We start from the raw sequence: 24,299 nt of genomic DNA on the forward strand, positions 1-24,299 counted from the left end.
CAACTATGTTAGGTAACTTTCTTCGCAAGCGTCTGACTACAAGCGTATCGATCGCCGTTATGCTAGTTCTTATGCTGCTCACAGCAGCATGCGGACAAACAGCTGCAGGTGACAAAAATACAGCAAAACCCGAAAATGGTGCAGCCGGTTCAGCCGAACCAGCACGTACAGTTAAGCATGCTATGGGACAAACCGAGTTGAAGGGTACTCCCAAACGCGTTGTCATTTTAACAAATGAAGGTACTGAGGCCCTTCTTGCTCTAGGTATCAAACCCGTTGGTGCGGTCAAAGCATTTACCGGCAACCCATGGTATGACCATACGAAAGCCGAGTTGGAAGGCGTTACTCCGCTGGGTGAGGAATCTCAGCCCAATATTGAATTGATAGCTGGATTGAAGCCTGATTTAATCATTGGCAATAAATTGCGTCAAGAGAAAATTTATGATCAATTGAATGCTATCGCCCCTACCGTCTTCTCTGAAACATTGCGTGGAGAATGGAAAGGCAACTTCTCCCTGTACGCGGAGGCTGTGAACAAAAAAGTCGAAGGCGATAAAATTATTGCAGCATTTGATAAACGCATTGAGGATTTCAAAACAAAAGCAGGTCCAGAAAAACTGAGCAAAACCGTATCGGTAGTCCGTTTTATGGCTGGAAAAACTAGAATCTACTTACAAGATACATTCACAGGAATTATCTTCAAACAAATCGGAATTGCCCGTCCTGCACCGAAAAGCAAAGAAACATTTGTAGACGAAATCGGCAAAGAACGCTTGCCTGAAGCAGAAGCTGACATGATGCTTTATTTCACTTATGATACTGGCGATGGCAAAGGAACTAAACAGGAGCAGGAATGGTTGAATGATCCATTGTGGAAAAACTTGAACGTTGTGAAAAGCGGCAATGTTCATAGAGTGGATGATGTGATCTGGAACACTGCAGGCGGAGTAAAAGCAGCAAACCTGATGCTTGACGGTCTTTACAAACTTTATGACGTGAAGCCTTAAATAACAGATTTCTTCTACTCTCAAACTCTCCATACAACCAAAGAGCCCCAAGCAGATGCGACTTACCGCTTCTGATCTTGAGGCTCTTTTCTCAATTACGATACTTGTTCTGAACTGGCTGCAATATTTTTCCGAGTATACCCATGCTTACAGCTTATAAATATCCCCGTACTTCTCGTTAAAATATTGAACCAAATAATCTGGATTCAATTCTTCGCCGGTCACGGACGTGATGATCTCGGTTGGAGTTAGTGCTTTACCGTGTCGATAAACCTTCTCAGCCAGCCAATCCTTGATCGGCAGCAGATTGCCGTCTTCGATCAACCCGTCGAAATTAGGTAATTCCTTGCGAATGGTGCGCATCATCTGGGCCGCGTACATATTGCCGAGTGCATAAGACGGGAAATAACCAAAAGCGCCACCGGACCAATGTACATCCTGAAGCACCCCTTCCCCATTATTTGCTGGTGCTACCCCCAAGTAGTCTTTGTATTTCTCATTCCAAATCTCAGGCAGATCTGCTACTCTTATAGATTCACTGAACAGCTCTTTCTCAATTTCGTAACGCACCATAATATGCAAGTTATAAGTCAGCTCATCTGCTTCTATCCTAATTAACGATGGTTTTACTTCATTGGTGGCACGATAAAAATCTTCGACAAGCACATTGTCAAATTGCCCCGCATAGTTATTTTGCAAATCGCCATAATACCTTTTCCAGAAAGGACGGCTGCGCCCGATCATATTTTCCCAGAACCGCGATTGCGATTCGTGTATTCCCATGGATGTTCCTGTGCAAAGCGGTGTGCCGATCAAATCCATCGAAATATTTTGCTCATATAACGCATGACCGCCCTCATGAATCGTACCGAACAACGCACTGTTCACATCATCAAGCAGGTAGCGGGTAGTAATGCGCACATCACCAGGATTGAGCCCCGTTGCAAAAGGATGAACCGTCTCATCCAACCGCCCGGCATCGAAGTCATATCCCATTTGTTTCAATATGTATAGGCTGAATTTCTTCTGCTTCTCTTTATCAAAGGTCTGTTTCAAGAAATCTGTCTTTGGTTGATGCGGTGACGCTTGAATAGCACTTAGCAGTGGAACTACCTTCTCACGTAACGCTCCGAATACTTGGTCGAGCTTAGCTACTGTCATTCCCGGCTCATACATGTCAAGCAATGTATTGTATTTATGTCCTTCATAGCCCCACAGCTCTATAAATTCGAGGTTTGTCGCAACAATCTTCTCCAGATAAGGTTGGAATTTGGCATAATCGGATTCATGTTTAGCGTCTTCCCATACGGACTCTGCTTGTGCAGTCAGAACAACATACTCTTGATATTTTTGTGGTGGAATTCGTTTGCTTCGGTCGTAATCCTTCTTGGATTCAGTTACAATTCTTTGCTCAATTGGATCCAGCTTGGAGAAATGATCCTTATCAGTCAAATACGCCAGCATCTCTCCCATTTTCTCAGAAACCGACATCTTGAACAATTCTCCAGATAAAACACCAACAACTTCTGAGCGCGCAGAGATTCCTTTCTTAGGTGCACCGGTTCGCATATCCCAGTAAATTAACCCCACCGCTTCTTCATAGCTTTTCATTATTTTCAAATACTCTTTAAACTCAGATAGCTTCTGTGTAAACCCGTTGGTTGTCATGAACCGTCACTCTCCTTTTATCGTATTTCTTTGATCATACTGTGTACGGAAAAGAGAAGCAAATCTATATGTATTTATGGTAAAATATATAGATAGAAAAGGAGTGGACACCTATGCACATCACATTCACTAATCAAGCCATTGAACAAATTAACAAGAAAATGACCACCGGTGCCGGGGAGCTGAAGCTTGTGTATGATTCGGAAGGCTGCGGCTGCGCTGCCAACGGTGTACCTACCTTATGGATCGTGAATCACGCCGAGGATAAAGAGTTGCGAGCCGAAGGTACTCCATTTGAACTGGTGTATGAGAAAAAGCATGAGGTTTATTTCGAGGATCGAATGACTTTGGATTATGAAGCTGGACGCGGGAGTTTCGTTTTAAAGAGCAGTGGACAAATTTATAATGCCAATATGCTTCTTATAGACAAAAGAGAACAGCAGCTTTAAGGGTGGGAGCCCATTTTTCATAAAATATTTTGGAGGGAATATATGTCAACCTTATTGTCTAACATTATCGATTACAACCAACAATTTGTTGAGACTAAAGAATATGAGCAGTTCCGCACTACCAAATTTCCTGATAAGAAAATGGTCATCCTGACTTGTATGGATACAAGATTAACCGAGCTGCTGCCGCGAGCTATGAACTTACGTAACGGAGATGCTAAAGTTATCAAAAATGCTGGAGCTATAGTAACCCATCCATTCGGAAGCGTCATGAGAAGTATAATAGTGGCCGTCTATGAGCTTGGCGCGGAAGAGGTATTCGTTGTAGGACATTATGAATGCGGAATGACCGGCCTTAATCCTCAGGATGTGCTTGAAAAAGCGCAAAACCGTGGTGTCACCGACGACATGATCGCCACCTTACGAAATGCGGGCATCAATCTGGACAAATTCCTTACCGGCTTCGATTACGTACACGATGGGGTTGTAAATAGCGTGAACCTGATCCGAAAACATCCCCTGCTGCCCAAAAACCTGCTTGTTCATGGCTTGATTATACACCCGGAGACGGGTCGTCTCGATGTCATCGATTGTGGTGATTGATAGTAGATAACAAAACCTTATATTAGAAAGGTGAACCTCCGGTTCAAACTTGTACTTTCTAATATTATAAGAAAAGCTTCTATTCGAAGCCCTTTCGATGAAGATACATTCGTGTCTTAACGGTAGCTTTTCTTGCAATATTAGAAAGGTGAACCTCCGGTTCAAACTTATACTTTCTAATATTATAAAACAAAGGACTGCGGGGATTGGCTAACCATCCCGCAGTCCTTCTTTATTATCTTCTCTATTCCTTGCGCAGCTTCGCCTCCAGCATATCGATCAGCTGCTGTTCAATATTTTTCCCTCCAGATCCGCGCCCAACTCCAGCTGGTGTATCTTCATCAGGATTGTGCCTAGGAGGAGGTGTCTGCCCATCTCTTTCTTGGGCTCGTTTTGAAATAAACTCACTAATCATATTATACCGTTCTTCTTCACTTATCCCCGGCTGCTCCTTAAGCTCTCTATAATGATCCTTACGGATATTGGTTTCTTCCAGAAAATCATTTACATAGTGCTTTTGCTCATCCGTCAATATAGCCATAATTTTATCGTGATCCCATAATCCGAGCTCTCCGTCGTTACTGTTACTTTTAACTAAGGGAAGCAGCTTTTCCGCCTGCTTAGTGTTAATACTCAGATAGTCCCGCTTGCTCATTTGTAATAAACTTTGAAACAACAGTACCATTTCTCTCTCACGGCTGTTCTGAATGTCGTCCAGTCTTTCCTTCGTAGAAGCAGTATTAGCGGGTGATGCTACAGACGGAACTGGTGTCGCAGAAGCTGCACAGCCGCTCATTGTAATTGCTATAACACAGACTGCAATCCACAGACGCTTTGCATTCATAACCCAGCCCCATTTCTCACTATCGAAAACTCTTAGAGACAGAATAAGGGTTAACTTTGATTAAACTGTGAGTGATTTGTGAAAAATATGTAAATTAATAGCATCTATTTTCGCTCAATGGAAAGGTCAAAGTAAACTCTGTTCCGACACCAATTTCACTTGAAACAGCTATGGTCCCTTTCATTCCGTTAACCAAATGCTTAACAATTGTTAGACCTAAGCCTGTTCCTTCAGATCCGGAGGCACGGGAATGCTCTACTTTATAAAAGCGGTCCCAAATACGGTTCAGCTCCTCCTCTGCCATTCCAATGCCAGTATCTCGAATGACTATGACAGCATCCCCATCCTCCGAGTACAGTTCTACGAAAATGCTCCCACCAGAAGGGGTGAACTGGATAGCGTTATAAAGTAAATTTTGCAAAATTTGTGCAAACCTGTCAGGATCCAATTCTGCGATCACTTCCACATGGTTAGCATCCGGCAGCAGCTCATGCAGCATAATCTGTTTATCATTCATTGCTGTTCTAAGCAGGTCCAGCGTTTTTTCGATTTTCTCATTGAGTACAAGCGGCCGCAGTCGGAAAACATCCATCCCATTCTGAATTCGGGCTAAGTCCAGCAGATCGTTAACAAGCCTTTGCAGACGCTGCACTTCATAATCGCAAATTTTTAAATAGTGACCGTATTTTTCCTCCGGAATGACCTTATCGTTCATCGCAATAATTAAACCGCGCAATGAAGTGAGAGGCGATCGCAGCTCGTGAGATACGTTAGTCAGAAATTCTTGTCTAGCGTCCTCCCATTGAACGAGCTGATCGACCATAAAGTTGAAGCTTTTGGCCAACTCTCCTACCTCATCGTCTGAAGTTACCGGCACCCTCGCTGAGAAATCACCTCCTGCCAGCTCCAATGCTGCACGGTTCATCATCTGTAGCGGTCCGGCCAGCTTGCGGGATAACATATAAAGAATAATTCCAACCGTCAGCAGCGAAAATAATAAGGGTACAACAATGTTCCAGCGCACAGCGGCAAGAGCCTCACTCACTTCAACAGCCGGCACATTCAAGAAAATGACAATCGGCTTGCCATTCATCTGCGCTGGCCCATAATAAGTTAACAAGCCATCTCGCGCGCGCTCATCAATCCTGTACTGACTCGCAATGAAGCCAGAATTCCCTTTTAACCCTTCGATAAACAAAGTGTCCATCACTTTGGGAATAACGGATCCCTCCCTCTCAGAGGAACCGTTTAACACCACGCCATGGGCATCGACCAACCACACGCTTCCATTTATGCTTCTGGAAATAATCCTAATCCCAAACCGCAGCTCACGAGTTGAGATGGTTCCTTCCTGAACCGACGGCAGCAGCTTGGAAACCTCACCGAATCTGGAGGAGAGCAGTTCTTTTTTATCCTTATAAAACAAGTCCGTAAAATAGGAATTCCAAAACAGGGCCAAGCCTACAAAAAACAATATACAAGTAACTAAAAACGATAAAAATATTTTGATATAAAAGCTTTTTAGCCAATGATTAAGCATGGCGCGGCACCTCGAACGAATACCCTATCCCCCACAAAGTTTGGATCGACCAATCCGGGCTTGCGCCTAGTTTTTTACGTAAATTTTTGACATGTGCGTCTACAGTCCGAGTACCGCCGCTAAAGTCGAAATTCCACACGTACCCAAGCAAATCTTCACGAGAATACACTCTGCCAGGATTGGAAGCTAGAAAATGCAGCAGCTCGATTTCTTTGGGAGTTAAATCCATACGCTCCCCAGCTAACGTAACCCTGTACTGGGCAGGATCAACCATCAGCGCGCCAAATCGGAGTGTCTTCTTAACGGATTCGGACTGCGGACTGACAGCTACGCTTTGAGATTGAGTACGTCGCAGCACGGCCTTAATCCTCGCGATCAGTTCATTCGGATCAAATGGCTTAACGATATAATCGTCCACACCTAGATTAAAAGCCCGCAGCTTATCTATCGACTCGCCTTTGGCGGTGAGAAAGATAATCGGCGTTTGAGCAATCGCTCCCGGCTCGCTCCGAATGTGAGCACAAAGCTCAAATCCGGAATAGTCCGGCAGCATCACATCAAGCAATACTAAAGCTGGTTGATGCAATCTCAGCAGTTGTATAACCTCTCCTCCGCGATACGTAATAACCGGTTCATACGAGGCATGCTCAAGATAGAGTCTGATCACTTCCACAATATTAGGTTCGTCATCAACTACAATGATTTTTCCCAGCTTAAGCTCAGCCACACTGCTCATTCTTTTACCCTCTTTGCTGCTTGTTTAATTTGCCGGCTCAGTTCCCGCCCCGCTATGACCTCACTACGGTCTCTTAAGGTATGCTTGTTAATCAAATACGTATTCGCAAAATCACTGGAACACTGCCACACCAAATTTTTCTCCATACTTTTCATGATACAGATTTTCTCCAGCTCAGTGTCTGCCAATGGAATATTAAAATCCTCATATTGAAAGTCAGGAGAAGTCAGTTGCAGCAATCGATCCGTAAGCAGTCTTCGAAATTCTTCGGGCTCTATACCAAGCTTAGTTAGATCAGGATCGGTGAGATTATTTAATGAACTTTGCAGCATTTTCACCGCACCCGCCAAATTCCCCCTGCGCTGATGATAAAGTGACACCGCAACTTGAATGCAACCGACATAAGCCGCAGCTAACGGGTCCTCAGGATGCTCCTTCCAATATTCTTCAAGCACTTCATGACATTCAAAAAAATCTCTCTGTGAATGAAAGTAAATTAAATAATCGATATAAGCTTGAGGATACATGAACATGATTTCCCGCCTTTTGTATCTACATAAATTAATAAATGATTAGTCTTGTCACACAATGGATATTCTTATTGTATCAAGAAGGGATAAAAACTGAAACCTTTGAACCTATATTTCGTACTAAATGAATGAGGTATAATTTTACTCAAAATTAAGATGGAGGGTTAATGGTATGTGGAAAAAGTTATCCATGGTTATGCTGGCGTTAACGATTGCCTTTTCGTTTAGTGCCGTAGGCGTTGTAGACGCTGCAAAGTCTTACAGTGGTGGTAAGAAAAGCTTTAATTCTAACACGACTCCGAGTCAAAACAGCGGTGCTAACAAAGCGGATCCAAGCACTAGCGCTACAAAGACACCGAATGCTGCAACTAATCCTGCTGCACCTGCGAAGCCTGGCTTTTTTAGCGGTGGTTTGATGAAAGGCTTGTTGATCGGCGGCTTGGCTGGTATGTTGTTCGGCGGCTTATTCGGCAACTTGGGAGCTCTTGGTGACATCTTAGGCTTACTGGTCAATGTATTGGCTGTAGTAGCTTTGGTCGCCGTTGTAATCAAAATTGTACAGCATTTCCGTAACAAACGTAAATTTAATGAAGAGCCTAAGCGCTACTAATCCCGGTCGATTAACGAGGTCATTTAAACATGAGACTATCAGAGCAAGAAATCATTAATGCCATATGCTTGCATATGGCCGAACGCAAACGGCTTCAACCGAATCAGATAGAGGTTGAGATGATGTGGGATGAGGACTATGGCTTCTCCGCAGAAGTCCTCGCCGAAGGTCGCAGCCAAATTATTATTGCGGCGAATATACTGGAGGCTATCGAGCGTTACTTGTTAACACAGCAAAACGTTCGTGTGTTCCGTGACCAAATCCATCTGCAATTGGAAGAGGAAATCGTCGCAGATATTAATGTTTAATCGATTACTAACTTCTCATCATCAACGACGAACGATTTGTCCAAAGTTGGGATTAACCGATTAACGAAATCTTTACTTTAATTTACACAGACAATCCCCTGTCCCGGTCAACCGGACAGGGGATTTTTATTTTATTCAAGATATTGTAACAAAACAGAGTGAATCTTCTTTCTACTATTTTCCTACGCAACTTACTAGTACCTTATTGCGTTTAATTTAGTAGATATAGTAGAAAGAGGCTGATGCATGTTGAAGCGCAATACCTTATTAATCGCGTCCGTTCTGGCACTGTTCCTTTCTTCAACCGGTACAGCGATGGCCGCGGACAAAACATCTAAATACCGGGTTTATCAGGACAACCATATTCTGATGGAAACACCAGATTACAAATCGGCTGAAAACTACGCCAAGCAATACACTAGCACTCATGTCGAAGAAATTTCTACACGCAAGTGGCTATGGAATAATTACCCTCGGTATAAGGTGTACCAGAGCGGGTTAAGCAGCTCCGCATGGGAGTTCGCCACACTGGATCAAGCTATCCGTGAGGCTTCCAAATGGGGACACGCCAGTGTCCGTGACCTTCAGTCCGACGGCTGGGTCTGGAACAATTACCCGAAGTACCGGCTATATCAAGGTGATGCTACACTCGATTCCTGGGAGTTTAGCACTCTGAATGAAGCCATGGCAGAAGCAAAAAAGTGGGGCAATACTCATATTATTGAGCTAAGCAGCCACCAGTGGGTATGGGACAATATCCCTGACACCCGCAAAGCCGAGCTGCGTTCATCGCAGGATCGAATCTATCATGTCTATCAAGGCACATCTACTAGTGATGCTTGGTCATTTGCCTATCTTGAGGATGCAGTTAATGAATCTTTAAAATGGAGCAACTCTACCATTGTTAACAGCCAAATGAATAATCAGATCGTTTTTTCCAATGTGAAAAACTATCAAGTGTACCAGTACGATGCAAATTTGAATTCTTTTTTGAATCTGGATGACGCAATCGCTTATGCCAAACAGTTTGACCATACGCAAATCATAAATATAGACCCTGCCCTCTCAGCAAGCAAACGCATCATTTGGACTAATTATCCTTATTATCAAGTGTACCAAAGCGATCAATGGATTGCTGACTATTCCAGTATCTCCAACGCATTAAGTTTTGCAATGGGCTACAGTAACGCTTCCATCCGCTTGTTGGATAACAGCTCGATTATCTGGGATAATTACCGAAATTTACAGTTCTGGGGTTGGAACGGAAGCTCCAGCAATGACACCATTCGAAGTCAAGTGAACAATACAACAGGACTTGATGTCGTATCCCCTACTTACTTCAGTCTTGCGGATAGCTCTGGAACAGTAACGGATACATCGAACAAAGATACAGTTGCATGGCTGCAAGCCCAGGGTCATAAGGTTATGCCGCTTGTAAACAATCAGTTCGATTCCGCACTTACCAGTCAATTTCTATCGAGTACCGCAGCACAAAATAAATTTATTCAGACCTTAGTCAATAAAGGCGCTGCCTTGGGTGTTGAGGGGCTTAATATTGACTTTGAAAGCCTTTCTGGCAAGGACCGCGCTGCCTTCACCAGCTTCATTAAGAACTTGACCACAGCTGCACATGACAAAGGCTTGCTCATTTCAATAGACCTTCCGCGTGGGAGCGTGAAATGGAATGCTCAAACGGCGTTTGATCATGAGAAGCTTGGGGAAACTGTGGATTACATTATCACGATGACCTATGATCAGTACTGGAAAGGCAGCACGGAGCCAGGACCTGTTGCAGGCTTGGATTGGGTTGAGGAAGGGATTAAGGAGTTTCTGGCTTATGGGATTCCAAGAGATAAGTTGATTATGGGAATTCCATTCTATGTTCGCGAATGGCAGGTCGACAGCAGTGGAAATCTTCTCGATAACCGCGCGCTCCTCATGAAGGATTTGCCTGCATTGATCGCGAGCAAGAAGGCAACAGTAACGTTCGACAACAAGTTCGGTCAATACAAGGTTGAGTACAAAGATAATGAAAATAAACGAGTGTTCTGGTTAGAAAATGAGGAAACCGTAAAAGCGCGGCTTGAAATCGCCAAGAAGTATGATATTGCAGGAGTAGCTGCATGGAGGCTTGGTTATGATGCTGCCGATTTGTGGAAAATGATGCTTCAACAAAAGTAGTATATAAAAAGATAAAAGCCCGACTCTCCCTCTCTGATGGGGTTTGTCGGGCTTTTGTGTTGTTTCAAGCTTATAGCTCTTCCAGTTCTTCCAAATCTATGGTTGGCGAATGATATGCAAAATTTTCATAAACACAAGGCATGGCCAGAAGGGTATTTCTGCACCGGACCAGCGAATGAGGTGGGCATGATAGGCTATTTTCCGGTACGAGGAAGCCTTAAGCCAACTCGCTCATAAAACCTTTATCCGTTACTTATTTCCAAGCTTTTGCCTCAATATGCTTTTTCTTGCGAAACATTCTCTTAAGAAGTCCTTCTTCCCTCTTTTTCTCAAGAATTTGTTTTACTCCACGCAGGAGAAGTTTGTATCTCATATCATCCTCATAACTAATCTTCCGTAATTCCTTAAAAAAGATTTGATTCATTAAATTTCCCTCCATTTTGCGAATTTCTGTCATATGCGCAATAAAAGATATATCATGGCATCGTATTTGAACTTTCTATATAAACCTATGGCAAGTAGTTCTAAATATCTATATTATACATGACTTGTCTCTCAAATTCCTCACAAAACAAGGACTTTTGTCGTAATATGTAGAATTTTAAGGATAATATCCTGAAAATCGTAGAGATTGGTTCCTTATTTTTAGCAATAATTTATAAAGGAGCAGCGGCACAATAAATTTAATTCCTCAGTTTAATAATTTTTTCAACTCTCATACGAATTTTTGCCCATAGTGTCTTCAAAAACAAAAAGACCTCCATCACTCTTCTTTTAGAGTGAAGCAGATCCTTTGTTCTACTGTTAGATTTATGTATATAAAATTCAGTTATACCTTTTCATCATCGCTCAACGAGTCGAACACTACTTGAGTAGCTTTAATTACTCCATAATCCCCATTATTTTTATTGAATGTGAAATAATAATTATGACTTTCTTTTGTATCTATACATAATTCAATTGTGCCGATTTTATTAGTAATTGAATAATTTTCAATAATTAAATTATTTTCAGATAAATACAACTCAATTTCTTCTCGAAATAAATCACTTGATTGATTTAATGTATTAATATTGCTTATGTAGACATCTTCCATTGTAAACAAGCGACATCACTCCCCTTAAGAAAATGATACCACGCAATATTAGTACAGACTACTTCCAAATACATGAAATCTACATTTCAAGGGGAATGTGTATTAAAATTACTCTTTTCGTTTATCAATGACTGTTATTAATAATGCTATATTCATTATGACTTTATCGATGTAACTTTCTTTATATGGATAGTAACCCATTGAAAAATATTTTGCTAAGAGATCCTTCTGACTTCTTATCAAATTCTTACAATCATCCAAAGATAATTTTTTCAAATCATCTTTAACATATAGAATACTCATAATATCACTCCTAAAATTTTATTCGAATGTTATTCTTCCAGTAGTAAACTGCTAGTTGCCTTTTCATTCAATTCGTTTCCATTGAGGATAAAATGTGAAATAGACTTAAATCACTCCTTTTTTTTGTGATGTAAGTCTATTTTTAATAAACATCTATGCGTTCAACCAGTATTATCTTTCTTACTTAATACTATTTTTGTAACAAGATCAATAATACTAGACCCATCTTTTAACCAATCAACTTTCTTATCTAACTGAGGGACTGCGTTGTTTTCAAGGTATTTCCAATCATAAACTATTTCATCAAAATCATTTGAGTTTGCAATTTCCATTCGGTTTTCTCTCATCGTTATTCTATATTTATATGGCCAAATTGGGGCTCCAACTTTATGTTCTTGCATGATAAAGTATTCGTTCTGTCTTATATTAGTCCACCATGTTAACCCACCTAAAGTTGAAATTGGTTTTCTGAAACCCATTATAATTTCTCCTTTATGTTAAATTTGCTATGTATAATGAAACTGTGTATTAAGTCAGCAGTTTCTTTTTGATAATGAATTTCTTTATGACCATAAGGCAGTACGATAAAATCTTTTAAACCAGAGTAGTATACAGATTTAACCTCTACTCGACCATCGTTCTCATTTTCAAGCATATTTCCCAATAATAAGTTGTTTTTATTTCCAGCGATTGCACCAATTTCAACATTAGTTTCCTTTAATTGAAGCATATTTATATTATCAGTTTGCAATGAATATAAAGTCTTGAAGATCTTAACATAAGTTCTTGAGATCTTCCCTGCGAAATCAGCTAATTCCGATCCTTGATTTGGTGTAGCAATAAGAACACACTTATTTATTCGACTTAAATATTTTGTCTCTGAGAGAAATTTTCGAATTACTAACCCACCACTACTGTGGCCTATTAAAGACACTTTCTCAGTTTTGTTTAATTCAGAAATGATTTTTTCAAATAATCCTTCAAAAATAAATGCACATTGATCAATTCTCTTAAAGGTTAAAGGCAAATCAACCAATTCACAATCTAGTTTGTGAACTAACAAATTAGATTTTAAAACCATCATATCATCTTGTTTTTTGTTAAAGCCATGCAATAGTACCGCTTTTTGCATTAAACCCCCTAGAATATCACATTCTTTGTAAACATAAAATCAGTTTACTATATTCTACCAGAAATTTCTATTCTATTTTGGATTAAATAACAAAAAGAGAGATGGTAGCATCTGCCTCTCCATCTCTTTATTAAAAACTTCTATTTCCCGATAAAACATGCCTTTTATTGTCTCTACTGGTTAAGCAGTGTTGAAAATACATCTAAAAACTTGCTGTCCTTATAATCAGCTAGAAATATGCAATTATGATTAAAACTATTTTCAGCAACATCTCTGTCCACTTTTTGCTGAGATCGTAGACTTAGCTTTTTACATTATATTTCCATCCCCTTCAAGACGTTGAATATAATTATATTACGAATTGACTGGAAAATGGTAACATTTTATTAGCAGGTTAAAAATATCTAAATATACTGAATAATCCAATTAGATCAGGTTGCAAAGTATATCCAAAACCAATACACTATACACATGAGAAGAAATAATTCCTTTCTCATAACGAAACACTACTATATATGGCTAACATCACAGGAACAAAACAAATTTCCCTCCATATATAGATAAGGAAGCCCTGGTAATGATTTGATCAAAAATTAGCACTACTCAATTAAGTGTGCTGATAACAAAGGAAGAGGGGGGAAGTTATCAGATATGGTATAAACGCTTTATAGTAATTACTTATTTTTTATTTTATTCCATTATTATTAAACCGAACTCAAAATAATAACTAGAATGGAGCTAAAACTAATGAGAATTGTAAAAATTGATTACGATTTAAACGGGAAAGACGAAACTTCTTTTGACTACAGGTTATTAAAACATGAAATTCACAAAATGGGTACTGTAGCAAAAGGCTTGTTTTCCTCTTATTATGTTCAAACATCCCTAAATGACAACCAGATATTTATTATGTTACAGTCTGTCGTTGATCAGAATGACGCCTTTGAAATTACCAACGTCAATAAGGTTCCTAAAAATCAAAACTTATCTATAGAAGCAATAAACCTTATTAGAAAAACACTTTATCCTGATTTATACAATTCACATAATGTCTTAATGCCTAGATCTAAACTAAATGCAAATATTGCACCTCTTGGATTAGCTAGAAAAAGTACAAATAGTTTACCTAACCAATCCGCATTATCACCTTTTAAACGATCATAAGTTTCATTTAACTCGACCATACAAACAGGAGTGAATATCATTCATCATGTACATAGTAGCTATCTGGTTGTGTAACGTTGAAAATAATAAATAACCCACTAGATCATTATGATTCCAGTGGGTTTTGTTTTTAATTCAACTTGGTGATTTCAATATTTTTGTGTTTCTTTCTACTCTTGGCTCTTTCATTGGCTCACTCGCTTATATAGTTCGAACACTGTTTTCATTATTTCTGCCTCGTATTCATTTTTAACATGAAAGCAGTGTCTTCTCCAGTTTAGAAGTTCTATTGCCCCGCTTATATCTCCATTCAATGCCTTATCATATGCCATATGTACCTCCTCAAGAAAAGGAACTGGTTTTCTATAAAAGCTCACCTGTCTTGAAACTACACTATGATCAAACATAAACTCACCTCATCATGCATCAAAATTCAACTTGAACGCTCTCTGTACGAATTCTTCTACTGTAGACCAGTTTCACATTATCAATCAGTTGGACATATCAGGAGTACTTCTGTCTGTGAATTATTTAACAGATATTTATTTCTTCGAATGATACCATTATCCTATTCAAATAAATCTAAAGGATGGTATGAATGCCACGGAAAATACTTCGAAGTCAGTCAGCTGAGTACCCATTTTCTGTTAAATCAAACGAAACTAGAGTTTTAACTCGTGAAGGTAAGGGAACTATTACGGACAGAACGAATGAATGGATTTATGTAAAACTAGACAAGAATAGTACAATAATCAAGACTAGTATCTTTATTGTTGAATTGCTTGAGACCGCATAAAAGCGGTCTTTTCAATGTAAAAATGCTCATTTACAAAATCGCAAAACACAGGACAACTCAGCATTCCATTCTACCTAGTTCAATTATTCCAACAGGACACTTAAAACCGTCTTCATTCTACACTGAAGTTAACCAGCCAAAGTCATTCTTGCGATAACCAGAGATTTGATTCATCAGCAAATGCAGTCATAGGTGAGATTAAGAAATCAAACGCAAAGAAGTGACTACTTAAATTCTAAATAGCCACTCGTATGTATTCTATTCACTTGAATCTATAAACTCCCAATAACTTATTCCTCGCTAAACTCTATCTCATTAAAATCAGTAATATGTGTTAATTGATTGTTAGCCCCAAGAATATCAACGTCAAACAATTCTTTAAGTGGTTTATCCGTGACTTCGATTCTATTATCTCTCTGCTTCCACTGCCCGTATACTTGTTTGCTCACCTCAAATGGAACCAAAGGCTTCAGTGATCTCTTACTATGAACCACAATAATTCTATCCCCGTCCATTGTTACCACAACATTGTTTTTATAAAGCATCTGCAAATGCTTTTTCTTTTCTGTCTGATTTGTGCTCATACGTTCCCCTCTTTAGTTAATTCTACATTCCAATGGATATTTAAATAACACAACTTCTAATTTTACACTATCTAACTAAACAAAAACTAAACAATATAATCAAATAGAAAGATACGTTTCATTGCAGAAATCAATTTAATATTATTTTTATATTTTAAGAATATGCTTGAGTTTTTTCAGTAAGACTGTCGTTTCGATTAGTATTATAATAGCTGCAATTTGCTTGAATTGAATGTATTAGAAAATGAAGCGGGTAGCGTCCCATGTGTTGTCTTGCTTTAAATACATCATTGATAATATTAGAAACCACCTTAGCATAGTGCCAAGGTGGAAACTGCTTCAAGCGTGCTTCGAGTTGTTCACGAAAAGATTCTGCTTTGTTATTCATTGCATGATCGATATCCACAGATGTTGACCACAGTAAGATTTTAAAAAAACAACCGTCCATCCTTTTCAACTTCTGTTCCTTAATAAACTCTCAGATAATCAGTATTAGTGATGTTGTGATATTTAGCTAGCTCTCTTCTTTTTTATCACTTCATTAATGATCAATAAATGTAAGTTTATTTTATTCTTTCGTAATTGTTTTAGAAGCAGCATGCTTATTCCTGTTTGCCCTCTATTGCAAGCAGCAGCACAGCGGCCGCAAGACCAAAACGGCGATCTAACTGATTGGCAGTATCCAGCGAAAAATCTACTTTCAGCTTACTGACAAACGGGTTAAAATTTTGTCCAAAGACGGTAATCGTCTTGGAGTTTATCTCCACATTGAATTTTTGTGGAATCAAGTTGATCAGGAACCTTCTGAGCAGCGCTAACAGAATGCTGTCTTCCTTGATAAGCCCGACCTCCGATTCATTTGGATCTAGAATAATCCACTCATCCTTGAGAATCGACTTCATACCTTTACGGCGCAAGGAACCGAGCCTTTCTCCAGTTACGGTATCGACTACGTCATAGGTCGCCGAGAAATCAATAACGCTGCGTGCCTTAATGGTGATCAACTCTTCTTGCATAGTTTCGTCGCTATATAGCCGAATGTCTTCCTTCAGCTTGAAGGCTTTCAGCTGCGAGAACAGAACCAATTGGCCGCTATTGTCGTAAATGTGAAACTTTGATCCCAAAATAGAGAGGATTTTTTTTCTAACCAGATATTGCGTTTGGTTTAACTTCGGTATCATTGCTCAGCCTCTTCTTTCTCTACATTCTACATTCTTTTCACACACCGCAATGTGCCTGGCAGACTTCCCTCAATTGGTTTAGCCCATTCGTGCGGATTCGACAGAAAATGTCCCATACATCTAATTAAATTCGAGAATTTTAAGGTATATCCTTCTTGCATAATCTTGCCTTATATCCAATAGATAAGAGAATGGGTTTGTTGTCTGTTTGGCTTTGGAGTTGAGCGCTTGAGCACTACTTAACTCCTAACCACGTCGCAGAGCTTGTCCGCAACGCGCGCAATAACTCGTGTCTGGTGGAGACTGCGTACCGCAGGCATCACAAATTAACTGCGGCCAAGCTTCATTTCCCTCGTTTTCCGTAGACAGGTTCGTCTCTGTTGACGGATTCAGTATGCTTAAGGCGCGGTGTTCCTCCACAGCACCGTTACGAATCAACCAGCCGAGCAGCAGTAAGCCGATGATTCCAACGATGATCATCCCTGCCGCTTTCCAGACTCCCTCCCATATATGAAAATCCCAAAGAGTATGAAGTGCCATAGCCGATAAAAGCAGGCCCACCGGCCGGAACAGTGCATATGGCCCCCGTCCGGCAGCCCGACTTTCCATTGCGTACCAAAGACTTGCTGCAGTGATCGCTGTCCAAGTCCCGTGTCCGAAGGGAGAAAGCAGCGCCCGTACCCATAATACGGCAAGCATCCCCCATGCCGAATCCGGATTGAGATGCGTCCACCCGTATATTACACTTTCTAACGCGGAGAAACCCATCCCGGCAGCAGCGCCGAATACTAACGCATCCATCAGGAAGCGAGTTCTCTTCGTTCTGACAAGACTTACACAAATGAGCAGTTTCAACGTTTCTTCAATTACTGCTATCGCGAGAGGCACCTTGAAGCTTGTATACACAGGCTGGGTCACCCCTCCGTCAAAAAGCCATGCCCGTTCGAACAACCATGCCAACGGGGCGGCTATAACAGCCGAAGAAACAAATACAATCACCAGACGAGCCGGACGAAATATCAGTAGCTGAGAGCTTCTCATATACGAAACAAAGGTAACGGGCCCAACCAGGCCGCCCGTCAGCAATGCGGTAATCACCCATACTTGATCCTTTAGCCAGATAGCCAGGAAAGAAAACACCAAGAAAAGTCCACCCAGCCAAAAAAGGACATTGATCCAACTATCGTGTCGCGAGTGTTTCGCTTTGCTCCATTTCCCTACGGCAGATGAACTCAACTCCGTTTCCGTAAAAAGAGCAGTTGCAGCGGCAGTGCGCGACAAATCCGGCCTGCGAATGCGCAGAACTTCGAGAAAGTGTCGCCGAACCGGGTCATAATGTTGCAAAATGGAATGGAATTCATCTTTTCCCATCACCAACAGCTCACTATCTTCCATCGAAGTTAAGGAGTCGGCATGAGGAACGCCAGCCAATAAAGCAATTTCGCCGAAATAATCTCCCCCGCCCAAAACCCCTGTTCTTTTATCTCCGGCATGCTTTTCAAATCGGCCTTTGCTGATCATAAAAAAACGGTCGGCCGTCCCTCCCTCTCTGACAATCGTTTCACCGCGCTGAACCCTTCGTCTTACAGTAATCTCTGCCAATCCGCGCAGCTCGGAGTCCGGGATGGCCGACCAGATTGATGCTTTGCGGAGCAGTCCGTGCTTGATCCGAATTTCAGCCGAATACGATAAGCTCTCATGAAAATAAGGACTTGCCTCAGCCAATCGTTGAAATGAGGCACGATCCAAACGTAAAGCATCGACATCCCCTAGAGCTTTCACGCTGGCGGTACGCTTTTCTTGTTGGAGAAGCGCGATCTCCCCAATCAACGAACCCGGACCAAGCTCAGCAAGTAATATTGGTTTACCGATCAAAGTTTTGGATAAAACTTGAACCTGGCCGCTTAAAATAAAATAACATTCATTCCCTGCCGCCCCCTCGGCAATCAATTGATCGTCGGCCTTGTAACAAACTTTTTCCATTGCCAACGCCACAACTTCTAGATCGCTGTCCGGCACACCGTGTAAAAGGGTATGATTCCTTAAAAAATCAATAATTTCAGTGTACATTTCGAACCTCTCCCAGCTTCACGCACTTACCTTAAAAGTTAGAAGTCAGATTTAGTTACTATACTGTCTATTCCTTCGATGAAAAAAAACAACTCGAGGCTTAACCTCATTGTAGTCAAACTATTAATCATATTGTAATGGATAATAGGGACAATTGGCACACACAATTTCCATTTCTTTGTTAGTCATTTTAAAGGCAAACCCAATTGTCGTCTGACAGATGAAAATAACGTTTTAGAGACTAGCCTTAAAATGAAGCAGCGGCAGCCTTGGACGAGAAAAATAGGTCCTAGACTGCCACTGCCGCCGTCACTTTTCAACTATTGTAACCTTCGTAGCTTTGTGATTTTCCCCTCGTAAAAAATCTTTCAACTCAGCAGAATAATAACCGCGCTCAATTGCTCTAAAAAGGTCGTCCTTATACATAATATCAGTCCAACCCATAAAATAACGTTGAGTTATAAAAACAGAATAAATCGTTTGTTTACAAACAATATTTAATCGTCCATTTTGATGGTAAGCGATAAACACGCATGCCTGATGCCTGTCCAATAAATACAGTATTTATCTCCCTGCACGTTGCGGGATATCCGTACGCATGGTGGCCTCTTTGACCGTTACGTTTCGACCGCCCCATTCGACACCGTTTAGCGCATTGATTACTGCTTGCATTTTATCACGAGGTACCTCTACGAAACCATAACCGGCCGAACGCCCTGACTCACGGTCCGTAGCGATTCGAGCGCTCAGGACTTCGGAGTATGGTTTAACCGCATTATAAAGATCTTCCATGGTATAAGCCCAAGGAAGATTTCTAAATTCAAGTGTGGCGGTCTGCGAATTCGTCTGGATTGTTGCTCCCCCTATCGCATTGCTTGTGCCTATATTCAGCGCTTGCTTAATTGCTCCATTTGCATCGTCATTGACCATCACAAGCACTCCTGCCAATGCGCCAATTATAAAAGTGCCGCAAGCCGTTAAAATCATTCTGCGATCCATTATGTATTCCTCCTACAATAAACTGGTAACTCCAATATACCGTATCTCTCTTAAACAATCAGTAACTAATACCACAAATTGCGATGTTTTTCAGTTGCTATGATCCATCTGAATATTTCAATGAAACAGTGCTACGATTCCGGTGATAAATGAGCCGATCCTCCTTCTTCCGTCCAAGGGAACCCGTCAACAGAATTGTGAGCATGTTGAAGTAAATATGATTTACATTTGTATAAATAAATTAAATTTGATAAAATAATTGACCAACGTTCTTTAACATCGAGGTGATTCTATTGAAAAATAAAAGGTTTAAAGACGTCTCTTTATTTTTTTTTGCAATTCATGGGTATGAGGGAGTATCTCAGTCTCAAATTGCCGAGAATGTCGGTATGAGAAAACAGTCTCTTTATGCTCATTTCAAAGGGATAAAAAATCTTTGATTTGTTTCAACAGAGCCTCATGGACCGTATTTTGGAGAGGTATTTCGCAGCTATGATTTTCCGGAGAGAGGTATTGCTTCATGAAGAAACCATTGAAAGAACAAAAAACAGTCTTACTCATTCTATTAAGTAATATATTCATTATTTTTCTGGGAGTCGGACTTATCGTCCCTGTTATGCCATCCTTTATGAATATTATGCATTTATCAGGCCAAACGATGGGTTATCTTGTAGCGGCCTTTGCGTTCGCACAATTACTTATGTCTCCCCTGGCAGGGCGATGGATTGACTGTTATGGCAGAAAAAAAATGATCATAATCGGCTTATTCCTCTTCAGCGTATCAGAGTTGATCTTTGGTGTAGGTACACATGTATCCTTTCTTTATTTATCCAGAGTTCTAGGAGGCATTAGTTGTGCATTTATTATGCCAGCCGTTACTGCCTTTGTTGCAGATATTACCTCAGTAGAGGAAAGGCCAAAAGCGATGGGCTATATTTCTGCCGCCATTAGTATCGGTTTTATTATTGGCCCAGGTATCGGAGGTTTTATTGCTGAGCTGGGTGTGCGTGCCCCATTCTACTTTGCTGCTGGCTTCGCATTGATAACATGTATTTCATCCCTATTTGTTTTAACAGAGCCACTAACCAAACAGCAGCTTTCGGAAACCATTCAGCTTAAAAAAGATACAAACTTTGTAAGTGATCTCAAACGATCATTTCATCCACTATATATTATTGCCTTTATCATTGTGTTTGTACTGGCCTTTGGTTTATCAGCATATGAAACTGTATTTAGTCTGTATTCTGATCACAAATTTGGTTTTACTCCACGAGATATTGCTACCATTATTACAATAAGCGCAATCTTCGGGGTTGTAGTTCAGGTCTTTATGTTTGGTAAAATGGTAGATAAACTCGGTGAAAAGAAACTCATCCAGATATGCTTAATTGCTGGCGTAGTATTAGCGGTAGCATCTACCATGATCTCCAGCTATTTAGCCATTTTGCTAATAACATGCTTCATCTTTCTCGCATTTGACTTGCTACGACCAGCGTTAACGACCTATTTGTCAAAAACTGCCGAAAAAGAACAAGGATTTATTGCTGGAATGAACTCAACATATACAAGCTTAGGTAATATCGTCGGGCCCGCGTTAGGCGGTATTTTATTTGATGTAGACATTAACTATCCGTATCTCTTTGCTGCTGTCATTTTGTTTATTGGTCTTGTAATTACGATGATGTGGAAAGAAAAACAATCAGCTAGCTGCTTGGCGAAATAATATGAACACTCAAATAAAAAAAGGAACCCCTACTGTAAAAGCTATAGGTCCCTCAAATCCAATCAATTAAATACTTCTTCAATGGATACGTGTCGACGGGATGCATGCGTGTTGGAGCATGCCGTCTTTTACCGCCGTGTTTTATCTATTTAATCACGGGTGCCCTATTATATCCTCTGTCTCCGTATGGCAGCAATTTCTCCAGCCACCGCTTTTCCATTTGCTTAATCTCCCAGCGCACGTCGGTGACTCCCTCGGTTTCCTTCTCCTCTAGCACCTCATAGGTGAAAGCTTCAGCCCCCAGTTCCTTCCAGTCCTTTTGCAATTGGGAATTGGCAAACCTGCCCATGTCCAGTTGTCCCTGAATGTTCATCCATTTGTTTTTCAAATTGGGGTAGCTATCTACATAAATTTTGCCGTTGGTTTTGTTTGTTATTTGTATGGCACCCATGTAGGTCTTAAGCTGCTTGTATTCCTCCTGAAGCTCCCTGCGCTTGTTCTTGTCCATGTCTTTCTCTCCTTTCGGGTCCGATAACTGACTTCTACAATTATAAATACCGAGCTATAATCCGAACCAACTTTGCTGGTAGCTCTTTTAAATCTGTAATATCCAAAAATCTCTCGTTCCCATAAATATGACTAATTACATCTTTGTCCTGGCCTATCGCGGCTGCAAGAAAGGTAATTCCTTTCCGTTCATATTCGGCTATGGTCTGCTGCATATCTTTGATTGCATAATTTCCGGTATAATCCTCCATGGCCTTCGGTTGTCCATCACTTATACTAATCAACAATTTTGTCTGTTGTGGTGAAACAGCTAGTCGGTCTGCCATAATTCTAAGAGCCATCCCATCACGGTTATTGCTTCTGGCACGAATCCCCATAAGTCGGAATCGATCGTTGGAATCTGTTTTATCAAAATCGGTATAAGCATAAATCGACATTTGCTCCAGCTTGGAAGCATCCGCAGTATCTCCGTAGATTAATATGGGAATATGGCAAATCTGACAAAATTCATATACGGCTAACACTGCACGCTTGGCAGCTTCTAATCTCCCAAAGGCGGACATGGACGCTGACTCATCCACTCTTAAACCGACCACAAAGGAGGGAGATTCTGTTGGAGGAAGTTTCTTGGCAAAGTACCTGAAATCCCCATAAGCAATGCTATCTGCCTGAAATTTACTGCCATAATATTGACTCCTTGCAAACTCAGATGAAATTTCATGTTCCAACAGTGGAAGTGTCTTCCTGGCAATCTCCCGTACGACAGGCATGAGTTCCTTGCTTAGACTCATATATTCCTGCTGGGATTCAATACTATAATCCGGACGGTGAACAATGAGCTTAACCTTTTTATGAATAGAATCGGACACAATCTCCCTTGCGTCACGATTTAGCTTTTTACGGAAATTACGATCTTTTTGTTTCGCTTCGTCTGACATTGGGTCAGGATTTGCCTGATGATATTTGGGGGTACCATCCTCTCCCGTATCTGAGCTTTCCATATCGGTAGAATCATCAGTAACATCGGATGTACTTTCGTCACTATCCGCTGATTTTTTTAACGCAATCCCCTGTTCCTCTTCCTTATCGTTGTCTTCAAAATCAGTGTTGTCAATAGTTCCCCATGTTCTTATTTCTGATTCATCCAATTTTCTTTTTTTTTAATTCAATTTCAACTTTATCTAGCCCTTCTAACAAGCCTTGGCTTTTTAGTGCATCTTCCAATAACTTGATTTCTTCGGAATCGGTTGTTATTTTGTAAATGACCTTATGATAAAGCGATTCTTTTACCGAAGCACCCCCTGCAACCGCATCTGCCCAGTAGAAAAATGAACGCATACCCGCCACACCTTTAATCGCATTGGCCCTAGCAGTTTTATCCAAAACAATAATGATATCAGCTAATACATCCAACACCTTTTCATCCCTATAACCGGTTTTGGAAATTGCCCTTTCAATCATAATTTCTTTAGTTGGCAGATCCATCTTTTCCGTATGCTGAACTCTATCACGCAATGCTTCATTTAACGGTCTAGTTCCTGCATAGCTGCGATTTGTTGTGATGACTGCGATGAAATCCGGATGTCTGCGAATGATTTCTGTGGGAAGGTTAATGCTTCCATCCAGTTCTAAGGCAGAGTTAAGTGCCATTAGTACCGCGGCATCCCGAATAACGGTTGGTTCCTGAATTTCCAGAAGATAGCCTTTTTGATAGGCTCTAACGATTTCGGATGGGTAAAATCGATACTCAACCACTTCATCCTCGGTGTTTTGATCAATCCTTGTCAGTACTTGCTTCAGCTTTAAGGCAGCCTGTTCCTGTGTAACTCCCAAAATGTTCATTAATATTTCAGTTGTGCTTTGAAAACCGTCGCTTTCATATAATGCTTTCAGAACGGCTTGCTCCGCGGGCTCCATCTTCTCTATTCGTTCGGATGATATAACCGGCAAAATAGCCCCAATAATATCTGATTTGTCCATATCGGCAAAACAGGTCACTTTCGTATAAGGCAGCCCTAAATTAGATGATAATGCTTTTGCAAGTTGTGTCTTACCGGAACCTGCATCACCCTCTAACAAAATATTGGCGATTTTCATTTCGCCGCGATTCCAGTTGCGCTTTATTTCATTACATATGCGCAGCTCTTCTTCGCTTACCTTATGAGATAATGGCTTTTTCCAAACAAGTTCTTTTTCTACATCGGTCAGTTGTCTTGTAGGGGACAAATAGTATTGTCCGTTGTCGTTCATAATATTTCTCCTCCTTCA

General features: G+C 40.7%; 26 protein-coding genes. 9 read left to right on the top strand and 17 right to left on the bottom strand.

Going from position 1 to position 24,299, the window contains the following annotated elements:
- Positions 1-5 precede the first annotated feature (5 nt).
- Positions 6-1,007: an ABC transporter substrate-binding protein gene (locus ACFQ0C_RS37320; protein WP_379374781.1), complete on the top strand. Its 1,002-nt coding sequence runs from the start codon at positions 6-8 to the stop codon at positions 1,005-1,007.
- Between the two features lie 147 nt (positions 1,008-1,154).
- On the opposite strand, the gene ACFQ0C_RS37325 is transcribed toward ACFQ0C_RS37320, so the two are convergent.
- Complete coding sequence (locus tag ACFQ0C_RS37325; RefSeq protein WP_379374783.1) at positions 1,155-2,675, bottom strand: carboxypeptidase M32; 1,521 nt, start codon at positions 2,673-2,675, stop codon at positions 1,155-1,157.
- Between the two features lie 113 nt (positions 2,676-2,788).
- Between ACFQ0C_RS37325 and ACFQ0C_RS37330 the strand changes: the two genes are divergently transcribed.
- Together ACFQ0C_RS37330 and ACFQ0C_RS37335 are read left to right on the top strand one after the other, a co-directional pair.
- A complete protein-coding gene (locus ACFQ0C_RS37330) occupies positions 2,789-3,124 on the top strand; it encodes an iron-sulfur cluster biosynthesis family protein (protein ID WP_258213527.1) in 336 nt (111 codons plus the stop codon).
- 42 nt (positions 3,125-3,166) lie between these two features.
- A complete protein-coding gene (locus ACFQ0C_RS37335; RefSeq protein ID WP_258213528.1) occupies positions 3,167-3,727 on the top strand; it encodes a beta-class carbonic anhydrase in 561 nt (186 codons plus the stop codon).
- 244 nt (positions 3,728-3,971) lie between these two features.
- On the opposite strand, the gene ACFQ0C_RS37340 is transcribed toward ACFQ0C_RS37335, so the two are convergent.
- The 4 genes from ACFQ0C_RS37340 to ACFQ0C_RS37355 all read right to left on the bottom strand — a co-directional run bounded on the left by ACFQ0C_RS37340 (position 3,972) and on the right by ACFQ0C_RS37355 (position 7,380).
- Positions 3,972-4,571 (bottom strand): hypothetical protein, encoded by a 600-nt coding sequence (locus ACFQ0C_RS37340; RefSeq protein ID WP_379374786.1) that lies wholly within the window; start codon positions 4,569-4,571, stop codon positions 3,972-3,974.
- Positions 4,572-4,665: 94 nt separating this feature from the next.
- Positions 4,666-6,111 (bottom strand): sensor histidine kinase, encoded by a 1,446-nt coding sequence (locus tag ACFQ0C_RS37345; protein ID WP_379374788.1) that lies wholly within the window; start codon positions 6,109-6,111, stop codon positions 4,666-4,668.
- Complete coding sequence (locus tag ACFQ0C_RS37350; RefSeq protein ID WP_258213531.1) at positions 6,104-6,847, bottom strand: response regulator transcription factor; 744 nt, start codon at positions 6,845-6,847, stop codon at positions 6,104-6,106. Before ACFQ0C_RS37350 ends, ACFQ0C_RS37345 begins: the two co-directional genes overlap by 8 nt.
- Positions 6,844-7,380 carry a DUF309 domain-containing protein gene (locus ACFQ0C_RS37355; RefSeq protein ID WP_379374791.1) on the bottom strand — a complete coding sequence of 179 codons (537 nt, stop codon included), beginning with the start codon at positions 7,378-7,380 and terminating at the stop codon, positions 6,844-6,846. Before ACFQ0C_RS37355 ends, ACFQ0C_RS37350 begins: the two co-directional genes overlap by 4 nt.
- A 169-nt stretch (positions 7,381-7,549) precedes the next feature.
- On the opposite strand from ACFQ0C_RS37355, the gene ACFQ0C_RS37360 reads away from it, so the two are divergent.
- From ACFQ0C_RS37360 to ACFQ0C_RS37370, 3 genes are all read left to right on the top strand, one after another.
- A complete protein-coding gene (locus tag ACFQ0C_RS37360; protein WP_258213533.1) occupies positions 7,550-7,987 on the top strand; it encodes a hypothetical protein in 438 nt (145 codons plus the stop codon).
- Between the two features lie 29 nt (positions 7,988-8,016).
- Positions 8,017-8,295 carry a YxcD family protein gene (locus tag ACFQ0C_RS37365; protein ID WP_258213534.1) on the top strand — a complete coding sequence of 93 codons (279 nt, stop codon included), beginning with the start codon at positions 8,017-8,019 and terminating at the stop codon, positions 8,293-8,295.
- Positions 8,296-8,541: 246 nt separating this feature from the next.
- Positions 8,542-10,476, top strand: a complete 1,935-nt coding sequence (locus ACFQ0C_RS37370; protein ID WP_379374793.1) for a glycosyl hydrolase family 18 protein — start codon at positions 8,542-8,544, stop codon at positions 10,474-10,476.
- Between the two features lie 253 nt (positions 10,477-10,729).
- Here ACFQ0C_RS37370 and ACFQ0C_RS37375 read toward each other — a convergent pair whose 3' ends face one another.
- From ACFQ0C_RS37375 to ACFQ0C_RS37390, 4 genes are all read right to left on the bottom strand, one after another.
- Complete coding sequence (locus ACFQ0C_RS37375) at positions 10,730-10,900, bottom strand: hypothetical protein (protein ID WP_258213536.1); 171 nt, start codon at positions 10,898-10,900, stop codon at positions 10,730-10,732.
- A gap of 405 nt (positions 10,901-11,305) precedes the next feature.
- Positions 11,306-11,581, bottom strand: a complete 276-nt coding sequence (locus tag ACFQ0C_RS37380; RefSeq protein ID WP_379374796.1) for a hypothetical protein — start codon at positions 11,579-11,581, stop codon at positions 11,306-11,308.
- 455 nt (positions 11,582-12,036) lie between these two features.
- Positions 12,037-12,354 carry a hypothetical protein gene (locus ACFQ0C_RS37385; protein WP_379374798.1) on the bottom strand — a complete coding sequence of 106 codons (318 nt, stop codon included), beginning with the start codon at positions 12,352-12,354 and terminating at the stop codon, positions 12,037-12,039.
- On the bottom strand, positions 12,354-13,007 hold the full coding sequence (locus tag ACFQ0C_RS37390; RefSeq protein ID WP_379374800.1) for a PGAP1-like alpha/beta domain-containing protein: 654 nt from the start codon (positions 13,005-13,007) through the stop codon (positions 12,354-12,356). Before ACFQ0C_RS37390 ends, ACFQ0C_RS37385 begins: the two co-directional genes overlap by 1 nt.
- Before the next feature lie 747 nt (positions 13,008-13,754).
- Here ACFQ0C_RS37390 and ACFQ0C_RS37395 point away from each other — a divergent pair.
- On the top strand, positions 13,755-14,171 hold the full coding sequence (locus tag ACFQ0C_RS37395; RefSeq protein ID WP_379374802.1) for a hypothetical protein: 417 nt from the start codon (positions 13,755-13,757) through the stop codon (positions 14,169-14,171).
- A gap of 1,086 nt (positions 14,172-15,257) precedes the next feature.
- On the opposite strand, the gene ACFQ0C_RS37400 is transcribed toward ACFQ0C_RS37395, so the two are convergent.
- From ACFQ0C_RS37400 to ACFQ0C_RS37420, 5 genes are all read right to left on the bottom strand, one after another.
- The gene (locus ACFQ0C_RS37400; RefSeq protein WP_379374804.1) at positions 15,258-15,551 is read right to left on the bottom strand and encodes a hypothetical protein; all 294 of its coding nucleotides are present in this window, start codon (positions 15,549-15,551) and stop codon (positions 15,258-15,260) included.
- A gap of 154 nt (positions 15,552-15,705) precedes the next feature.
- Positions 15,706-15,999, bottom strand: coding sequence for a hypothetical protein (locus ACFQ0C_RS37405; protein WP_379374806.1), 294 nt, complete (start codon positions 15,997-15,999; stop codon positions 15,706-15,708).
- Positions 16,000-16,153: 154 nt separating this feature from the next.
- Positions 16,154-16,732 carry an LURP-one-related family protein gene (locus ACFQ0C_RS37410; RefSeq protein ID WP_379374808.1) on the bottom strand — a complete coding sequence of 193 codons (579 nt, stop codon included), beginning with the start codon at positions 16,730-16,732 and terminating at the stop codon, positions 16,154-16,156.
- A 246-nt stretch (positions 16,733-16,978) separates the two neighbouring features.
- Entirely contained in the window at positions 16,979-18,802 is a 1,824-nt protein-coding gene (locus ACFQ0C_RS37415) for a cyclic nucleotide-binding domain-containing protein (protein WP_379374810.1), read from the bottom strand.
- A 564-nt stretch (positions 18,803-19,366) separates the two neighbouring features.
- Positions 19,367-19,801 carry an RNA recognition motif domain-containing protein gene (locus ACFQ0C_RS37420; RefSeq protein WP_379374812.1) on the bottom strand — a complete coding sequence of 145 codons (435 nt, stop codon included), beginning with the start codon at positions 19,799-19,801 and terminating at the stop codon, positions 19,367-19,369.
- A 284-nt stretch (positions 19,802-20,085) separates the two neighbouring features.
- Here ACFQ0C_RS37420 and ACFQ0C_RS37425 point away from each other — a divergent pair, with 284 nt between their 5' ends.
- Positions 20,086-20,241 (top strand): TetR family transcriptional regulator, encoded by a 156-nt coding sequence (locus ACFQ0C_RS37425; RefSeq protein ID WP_379374814.1) that lies wholly within the window; start codon positions 20,086-20,088, stop codon positions 20,239-20,241.
- Between the two features lie 80 nt (positions 20,242-20,321).
- Positions 20,322-21,524 carry an MFS transporter gene (locus ACFQ0C_RS37430; RefSeq protein ID WP_379374816.1) on the top strand — a complete coding sequence of 401 codons (1,203 nt, stop codon included), beginning with the start codon at positions 20,322-20,324 and terminating at the stop codon, positions 21,522-21,524.
- Positions 21,525-21,669: 145 nt separating this feature from the next.
- Here ACFQ0C_RS37430 and ACFQ0C_RS37435 read toward each other — a convergent pair whose 3' ends face one another.
- Genes ACFQ0C_RS37435 through ACFQ0C_RS37445 form a run of 3 tightly spaced genes read right to left on the bottom strand, consistent with a single transcriptional unit; the run spans position 21,670 to position 24,281 of the window.
- Positions 21,670-22,032, bottom strand: coding sequence for a GIY-YIG nuclease family protein (locus ACFQ0C_RS37435; protein ID WP_379374818.1), 363 nt, complete (start codon positions 22,030-22,032; stop codon positions 21,670-21,672).
- Positions 22,033-22,072: 40 nt separating this feature from the next.
- On the bottom strand, positions 22,073-23,179 hold the full coding sequence (locus ACFQ0C_RS37440; RefSeq protein ID WP_379374820.1) for a vWA domain-containing protein: 1,107 nt from the start codon (positions 23,177-23,179) through the stop codon (positions 22,073-22,075).
- A complete protein-coding gene (locus ACFQ0C_RS37445) occupies positions 23,172-24,281 on the bottom strand; it encodes an AAA family ATPase (protein ID WP_379374822.1) in 1,110 nt (369 codons plus the stop codon). Before ACFQ0C_RS37445 ends, ACFQ0C_RS37440 begins: the two co-directional genes overlap by 8 nt.
- Positions 24,282-24,299 lie beyond the last annotated feature (18 nt).

Source organism: Paenibacillus sp. GCM10027630 (assembly GCF_042676305.1).
GTDB lineage: Bacteria > Bacillota > Bacilli > Paenibacillales > NBRC-103111 > Paenibacillus_S.

Coding starts and splice junctions, on each gene's coding strand:
- ACFQ0C_RS37320 (WP_379374781.1), top strand. CDS start 6: ATGTTAGGTAACTTTCTTCGCAAGCGTCTGACTACAAGCGTATCGATC.
- ACFQ0C_RS37325 (WP_379374783.1), bottom strand. CDS start 2,675: ATGACAACCAACGGGTTTACACAGAAGCTATCTGAGTTTAAAGAGTAT.
- ACFQ0C_RS37330 (WP_258213527.1), top strand. CDS start 2,789: ATGCACATCACATTCACTAATCAAGCCATTGAACAAATTAACAAGAAA.
- ACFQ0C_RS37335 (WP_258213528.1), top strand. CDS start 3,167: ATGTCAACCTTATTGTCTAACATTATCGATTACAACCAACAATTTGTT.
- ACFQ0C_RS37340 (WP_379374786.1), bottom strand. CDS start 4,571: ATGAATGCAAAGCGTCTGTGGATTGCAGTCTGTGTTATAGCAATTACA.
- ACFQ0C_RS37345 (WP_379374788.1), bottom strand. CDS start 6,111: ATGCTTAATCATTGGCTAAAAAGCTTTTATATCAAAATATTTTTATCG.
- ACFQ0C_RS37350 (WP_258213531.1), bottom strand. CDS start 6,847: ATGAGCAGTGTGGCTGAGCTTAAGCTGGGAAAAATCATTGTAGTTGAT.
- ACFQ0C_RS37355 (WP_379374791.1), bottom strand. CDS start 7,380: ATGTTCATGTATCCTCAAGCTTATATCGATTATTTAATTTACTTTCAT.
- ACFQ0C_RS37360 (WP_258213533.1), top strand. CDS start 7,550: ATGTGGAAAAAGTTATCCATGGTTATGCTGGCGTTAACGATTGCCTTT.
- ACFQ0C_RS37365 (WP_258213534.1), top strand. CDS start 8,017: ATGAGACTATCAGAGCAAGAAATCATTAATGCCATATGCTTGCATATG.
- ACFQ0C_RS37370 (WP_379374793.1), top strand. CDS start 8,542: ATGTTGAAGCGCAATACCTTATTAATCGCGTCCGTTCTGGCACTGTTC.
- ACFQ0C_RS37375 (WP_258213536.1), bottom strand. CDS start 10,900: ATGAATCAAATCTTTTTTAAGGAATTACGGAAGATTAGTTATGAGGAT.
- ACFQ0C_RS37385 (WP_379374798.1), bottom strand. CDS start 12,354: ATGGGTTTCAGAAAACCAATTTCAACTTTAGGTGGGTTAACATGGTGG.
- ACFQ0C_RS37390 (WP_379374800.1), bottom strand. CDS start 13,007: ATGCAAAAAGCGGTACTATTGCATGGCTTTAACAAAAAACAAGATGAT.
- ACFQ0C_RS37395 (WP_379374802.1), top strand. CDS start 13,755: ATGAGAATTGTAAAAATTGATTACGATTTAAACGGGAAAGACGAAACT.
- ACFQ0C_RS37400 (WP_379374804.1), bottom strand. CDS start 15,551: ATGAGCACAAATCAGACAGAAAAGAAAAAGCATTTGCAGATGCTTTAT.
- ACFQ0C_RS37405 (WP_379374806.1), bottom strand. CDS start 15,999: ATGGACGGTTGTTTTTTTAAAATCTTACTGTGGTCAACATCTGTGGAT.
- ACFQ0C_RS37410 (WP_379374808.1), bottom strand. CDS start 16,732: ATGATACCGAAGTTAAACCAAACGCAATATCTGGTTAGAAAAAAAATC.
- ACFQ0C_RS37415 (WP_379374810.1), bottom strand. CDS start 18,802: ATGTACACTGAAATTATTGATTTTTTAAGGAATCATACCCTTTTACAC.
- ACFQ0C_RS37420 (WP_379374812.1), bottom strand. CDS start 19,801: ATGGATCGCAGAATGATTTTAACGGCTTGCGGCACTTTTATAATTGGC.
- ACFQ0C_RS37430 (WP_379374816.1), top strand. CDS start 20,322: ATGAAGAAACCATTGAAAGAACAAAAAACAGTCTTACTCATTCTATTA.
- ACFQ0C_RS37435 (WP_379374818.1), bottom strand. CDS start 22,032: ATGGACAAGAACAAGCGCAGGGAGCTTCAGGAGGAATACAAGCAGCTT.
- ACFQ0C_RS37445 (WP_379374822.1), bottom strand. CDS start 24,281: ATGAACGACAACGGACAATACTATTTGTCCCCTACAAGACAACTGACC.